The sequence below is a fragment of the Okeania sp. SIO2B9 genome (assembly GCF_010672505.1).
GTDB classification, from domain to species: domain Bacteria; phylum Cyanobacteriota; class Cyanobacteriia; order Cyanobacteriales; family Microcoleaceae; genus Okeania; species Okeania hirsuta.
On record NZ_JAAHGK010000374.1, the window covers coordinates 1 to 5,949 of the forward strand.

At 36.7% G+C, this 5,949-nt stretch carries 4 protein-coding genes and 1 pseudogene; 2 read left to right on the forward strand and 3 right to left on the reverse strand.

Going from position 1 to position 5,949, the window contains the following annotated elements; translation table 11 throughout:
- The first annotated feature begins 193 nt into the window (after positions 1-193).
- Positions 194-1,450 carry an organoarsenical effux MFS transporter ArsJ gene (arsJ, locus tag F6K13_RS14775; protein WP_124154642.1) on the forward strand — a complete coding sequence of 419 codons (1,257 nt, stop codon included), beginning with the start codon at positions 194-196 and terminating at the stop codon, positions 1,448-1,450.
- Positions 1,451-1,663: 213 nt separating this feature from the next.
- Here arsJ and F6K13_RS14780 read toward each other — a convergent pair whose 3' ends face one another.
- From F6K13_RS14780 to F6K13_RS14790, 3 genes and pseudogenes are all read right to left on the reverse strand, one after another.
- Positions 1,664-1,927: a hypothetical protein gene (locus F6K13_RS14780; RefSeq protein WP_124144834.1), complete on the reverse strand. Its 264-nt coding sequence runs from the start codon at positions 1,925-1,927 to the stop codon at positions 1,664-1,666.
- Positions 1,896-2,975, reverse strand: a pseudogene (locus tag F6K13_RS14785) (RNA-guided endonuclease InsQ/TnpB family protein). Before F6K13_RS14785 ends, F6K13_RS14780 begins: the two are co-directional and overlap by 32 nt.
- 126 nt (positions 2,976-3,101) lie before the next feature.
- Positions 3,102-4,304 (reverse strand): FAD-binding oxidoreductase, encoded by a 1,203-nt coding sequence (locus F6K13_RS14790; RefSeq protein ID WP_124144833.1) that lies wholly within the window; start codon positions 4,302-4,304, stop codon positions 3,102-3,104.
- A gap of 784 nt (positions 4,305-5,088) precedes the next feature.
- Between F6K13_RS14790 and F6K13_RS14795 the strand changes: the two genes are divergently transcribed.
- Positions 5,089-5,880, forward strand: coding sequence for an aspartyl/asparaginyl beta-hydroxylase domain-containing protein (locus tag F6K13_RS14795; protein WP_124144832.1), 792 nt, complete (start codon positions 5,089-5,091; stop codon positions 5,878-5,880).
- Positions 5,881-5,949: the final 69 nt, after the last annotated feature.

A 5,949-nucleotide genomic window follows, 5' to 3' on the forward strand; every position in this document is an offset into this window, starting at 1 on the left:
GATAATTAATATCACCTCTGGCATTTATGCAAATTTAAGGAAAAAATGAACACCCATACAATTTCCCGATATTTTGATTGCTACTACAGCAATTTATCATAATCTAGTGTTAGTTTCTAATGATTCTGATATGTTAAGAATTGAAGGTTTAATTTTAGCAAATTGGTTACAATAGTTTAAATTAATTAAAATCATGGCTTCTACCACAAGTTCTAGTATAAAAAATTATGCCCTAGTCACTCTTGCTTACTGGGGTTTCACCATTACTGATGGTGCTTTACGAATGTTAGTGCTACTCTACTTCTACAAAATTGGTTACTCTCCCCTAGAAATAGCCTTTTTGTTCTTATTTTATGAAGTTTTTGGCATCTTTACTAATTTTTTTGGTGGTTGGATCGGTTCACAGTTTGGATTAAGAGTAACTCTTTACAGCGGTCTTGCTCTGCAGGTTTTCGCCCTAATTATGCTTTCATGGGTAAACCCAAGTTGGGCACAATGGTTGGCTGTATCTTATGTGATGGTAGCACAAGCATTTTCGGGAATAGCTAAAGACTTAACGAAAATGAGTTCTAAAAGTGCGATTAAGTTAGTTGTGCCTGAAGATGCTGAATCATCTCTATTTAAGTGGGTGGCAGTATTAACTGGTTCCAAGAATGCTCTGAAAGGAGTTGGTTTTTTTGTCGGTAGTGCGCTACTGACATTATTTGGATTTGTCAATGCTCTGTGGATAATGGCAGGCGGATTATTTTTAATTCTGTTCACCAGCATAATGTTGCCAGAAGACATGGGCAAAATTAAGCAGAAAGTGAACTTTAAAGAACTTTTTTCTAAAAGTCAGGAAATTAATATTCTTTCTGCTGCCCGTTTCTTTTTATTTGGTTCGCGAGATGTTTGGTTTGTAGTAGGATTACCTGTTTTTCTGCAAGGTACTTTGGGTTGGTCGTTTTATGAAGTTGGTGGATTTATGGCTTCTTGGGTTATTGGTTATGGTATTATTCAATCTTTAGCACCGACACTTATACAAAAATTTGGTTCTGGTGAGCCACCACAATCAAAAACTATTCAATTTTGGACGTTTACATTAACTGGTATTCCCGGCGCGATCGCTATTGCGTTACAATCAGGTTTACCTGCTAATTGGGTTATTGTTAGTGGACTGATGCTGTTTGGTGTAGTGTTTGCTTTTAACTCTGCGGTTCATTCCTACCTGGTATTGGCATTTACAGATGATGACAAAGTAGCTTTAAATGTTGGCTTCTATTATATGGCTAATTCTGGTGGTCGTCTTGCAGGTACAGTTTTATCTGGGTTGGTTTATCAGATATTTGGTTTAGTTGGTTGTCTGTGGGTATCAATGTCGTTTGTATTAGCAGCAGGTTTAATTTCCCTGAAGTTACCCGATCCTCAACCGAGTCAAGCTATTGCTTGGAAAGCTGGTGGAGGCGATTAAGAACGTAGGGGCGGGTTCCACACCAAATTCATCGGCATTAACATTAAATTAAATAAACCCGCCCCCATTCCGCGTTCAATCAATATCAACATACACCCAAAATCTGGTTGAAAGCAGGGCGGGTTTAGAGAAATCAATCAGTTATAACAATATTTTTGGTGAAACCCGCCCCTACAAACCCCACTGATAACTGATAACTGAAAAAAACCGCCCCTACCACTCCACAGAATAATTGGGAAAACGGTTCGCTTTAATAAAATGTATCGCTGTCTGTGCAATTTCTGGAATTTCTATCAAGACAATCTTTTCTATCAAAAATGGTAAGGGTATTTGTCCGGGAGATACCTTGCTTTTGGGAACTTTGCTCAATATTCTCTTGCCCCAATCATTTTTCTTGGTTGTTTTTTTCCTGGGTGTGTAACGGCGACAGAAACCTTTGTATTTGTCAGCGCATTCTTCTAAAATTAATTGAGGCATTTAAGTCTCGGTCTATTGATAGACCGCATTCTGGGCAGTCATAAGTTCTGATATTCAAAGGCATATCCTGTACATGACCACAACTAGAGCAAGTTTTAGATGATGGAAAAAATCTGTCTACTACTACTAATTCACAGTCGTACCATTGACACTTGTATTCAAGCTGTCTTCTAAACTCATAAAATCACTATCTGCTAATTGATTTAGCTAGTTTATGGTTGGCTAACATACCAGACACATTCAAATCTTCAATGACAACACAGCCGTGGTTCTTAGTTAAGTAAGTTGTCAGTTTATGAAGTGCATCTTTGCGGATATTAGCTACTCGTCTATGCTGCTTGGCTAACTTGATTACAGCTTTGTACCAATTATTTGAATACTTGACTTTTCTACTAACTTGACGTTGCAGCTTAGTCAGTTTTTTCTCAGCTTTTCCATAAGGTTTGATACTAGGAAACACCTTGCCATCGCTTAAAGTAGCTAAGGTTTTTACACCTAAATCTACACCGATAACATCAGTTTTTTTGGGTATGGTGTGAGGATGAAATTCAAAGCTAAAGCTAATATACCAATCTCCTGCTTGCCTGCTAATAGTTATTTTTTTAACTGTTGCCTCAATAGGTTCATAAGTTTTAACTATACCAATAAAAGGTAATTTGTGACTCCATCCGTTTAGTTCTATTGGTTTTCCACAATTATCTATTGTGTTTGCGTAGCATTCCGTAGGAAATGAATCAGACTTACCTTTCTTCTTAAATCTTGGATATTTACCTAACCCTTGAAAAAACCTCTTAAATGCTTCACCCAAGTTAATAAAAGCATATTGATAAACTTTAGATGATAAGTCTTTCATCCAAGGATAAAGAGGTTTTGTGTGATTGGTAAACACTTCTCTGAGTTTACGAGTATTAGGCTTGTAACCATCAATGTATGCAGCATTCCACAAACTTAAACCCCAGTTATAGCACCATCGAGAGTAGCCCGCGTGTTGAGCCATCAGAGTTTTCTGCTTATTATTTAATTTGAGTTTGGTTCTAATGGATTTCATGTACGAGTTAGCGCAGCCTATCTAAAAGTATGCTTTTTAACGTATTGTATCGTTATTCTTTGATTAAGTCAATGCTCCTCCCACACTCCCCACAACCACAAATTCATCCCGCACTCTATGCAACGCCTAAATTTCAGAACCTCTCGCTTCTTCAACTTGAACGGTATCAGGTGTTAAATGTCGCCATCTAAACCTTTGGGAAAATTGATTTGATTTCCCTTCCATAACATCCGCTGTAATTTCTCCTAATAAAGGTGCCATTTTAAATCCATGCCCACTGCCACCACTACTCACAGAAAGACCTTTAATTTCTGGATGGTTATCTATCCAGAAGTGTCCGTCAAGGGTATCAGTATATAAACATCTACGAGTATACACCAAAGGTGCATCTACCAATTCGGGGAAAGTCATTTTCAGAAAAGACCGCATCTTCTCTACCTCATCATCCTTTATTCGGCGATCGCTATTTTCGGGATGAAGAGGTACACCACTAGAATGTTTAGCTATTTTGACAACACCATATCTAGGCAAAAAAGGAAAACCATACCAACCAGAATTAGAAATATCGGCTGCAAAAACGCTCAAATATGGCGACGAAAAGTATTTAGGATTTTGAGGTTTTAACCAAAAAACAGGATGGCCAGTCGTTTTCATGTAAGGTTGTAGTTCTGGCAAAAGATAGGGAGTATTCGCACCTGCTGCTACTAGCGCATGACCACATTGAAAAGTATTTCCCTCTCTAGTTTTGACTCCTTGTAGCTTCCCGTTTTCTACAATCAAACTTTCTGCGGTTTGCCCTTGGTAAATTTCAACACCTAAAGAACAAGCATACTCAGTTAGTTTTTCTACTACCAGTGAAGATTCTACATAACCTCCTTTGGGATTAAAATTAGCATCTATGTAGACCGAGGTATTCACAACTGGAAAACGTTCTTTAATACTTTCAGCATTCATTCTGTCTGGAGAATAACCACTTTCGATGAGATTTTGGTAACTAAATTTTTCAAAGCTGTGGCGATCGCTTTCTATTTTATCTTTACACAGCATTAAAAAACCTACTTCGTGATATAATTCTTCCGCAAAAAAATCATTCCATTCTTTCCAGCGGTCAATACATATTTCTGCCATGCGGAAATATTCTTTATCAGTACCATATTCCATACGAACAACTTTAGTAATATCAGTAGAAGCTGCTAGATGATGGGGAATGGTATCTGGGTTAATAACTGCCACTTTATATTTTCTTTTGGCTAATTCTACAACAGCAGTAATACCAAAGATGCCGCTACCTACAATTAGAAAATCATATTTTGTATTGGGATTTTTCATTAGACATCTCCAGAAAAGAGGGAACAGGGAACAGGGAACAGGGAACAGGGAACCCACCCCTCGCCCCTCCCAGGAGGGGAGTAATTGATTATTTATGGATAAGAATTGATTTTATTTTGGATTTTTGGAATTTTTGTAGACTTTTTCCTGCGTCATACTTACCTGGAGTTTTGTGAGACTTAAAATATAATTGTCTGCCATAATATATTCCCATGTTAGTGAGCTTGTGAGACTGTTCACATAAGAATTTTAAGATAGCAATTAATTCGGGATTTTTACTTACTAAAACTTGCGGACAAGAGTAAATTGGAAACCGGCGGTGCGAAAACTTATTATTGATCATAGTAACAAAGGACAACTAAAGTTGTCTAGTCCAAACAACTCCCTTGTTTTCATGTCCCGGTTCAAACACGGGGAGCTTCAACGTTGCTTTGAGGTAAAATAAAATATTCGGATTAAAATCCGACTCCTCACCTTTGATCCATCGCTTAAAAGACTATGGCTTTCATGCTCCCGTGTTATTTAGGTGATTTTGTATCCGCTCAGTAAATTGGGGGTAAATAACAGCTTGACAAGAACTATGATTATTTAGAGAAAATCATAGATTTATATAGATAATCGTAGGTTTCTAAGAATGGATACCAAAAGACGTAGTGCCATAGACAATTGTTTTAAAATGTTTTAATTATTCTCGACTTCCAAAATATTAGTTTGTGTACTATATTAACTTGGACTGGTTAAATAAAAATTATCCAAACAGCTTAAAATCAAGCCAAAAAAATCTATGGTGAATCTCTCTTTAGAAACAATCAGGGCAAAATTTAGGAGAATATTAATATATGGTATTGGAGTTAAACTTCTTGGATATTATGAAAAGTTAATTCCTAAATATTCCTTGATTGGCGATACAGCATTTTTTGACTCTAAACAATTTGACTGGACCACTGAGGTAGAAGCAAATTGGGTATTGATTCGCAAAGAATTAGATGAACTCCTAAAATACAGAGATAATTTACCAAATTTCCAAGACATTTCTCCAGACCAAGCTGATTATACTAGCCCTGATGATTTGTGGAAAACATATTTTATGTATGGGTATGGTATTAAATCAGAAAAAAATTGTCAAAGATGCCCAGAAACAACTCGTTTAATCGAAAAAATTCCGGGGATGAAAACAGCATTCTTTTCAATTTTATTACCTGGTAAACATATTCCCGAACATCGAGGTCCCTACAAAGGAGTTATTCGTTATTTATTGGCATTAAAAGTACCTGAACCAAAAGAAAAATGTCGCATTCGAGTTGGTAATGAAACCCGTCATTGGGAAGAAGGAAAAAGTATGATGTTTGATGATTCTTTTCCCCATGAAGCTTGGAATGAAACTGATGGTGTCCGTGTAGTTTTATTCTTAGACATAATGAGACCAATGCGTTTTCCTCTTTCAGTTTTTAATGAATTATTTATGAAGCTAATTGCAATTTCTCCCTATATTCAAGATGCTAATATTAATCAGAAACATTGGGCAGACCGTTTAGAAAAATTGTTTGCACAGGAACGTGAAAAAGAGAAAGTTTAAAGTTGAAGAAGGCAGAAGGCAAAAGGCAGAAGGCATAAGGAAAAATTGCTTATGGATAGTCTTCCACAG

Bases quoted from the DNA above. Each gene is read 5' to 3' on its own strand.
- arsJ (WP_124154642.1), top strand. From the start codon at position 194: ATGGCTTCTACCACAAGTTCTAGTATAAAAAATTATGCCCTAGTCACT.
- F6K13_RS14780 (WP_124144834.1), bottom strand. From the start codon at position 1,927: ATGCCTCAATTAATTTTAGAAGAATGCGCTGACAAATACAAAGGTTTC.
- F6K13_RS14795 (WP_124144832.1), top strand. From the start codon at position 5,089: ATGGTGAATCTCTCTTTAGAAACAATCAGGGCAAAATTTAGGAGAATA.
- F6K13_RS14790 (WP_124144833.1), bottom strand. From the start codon at position 4,304: ATGAAAAATCCCAATACAAAATATGATTTTCTAATTGTAGGTAGCGGC.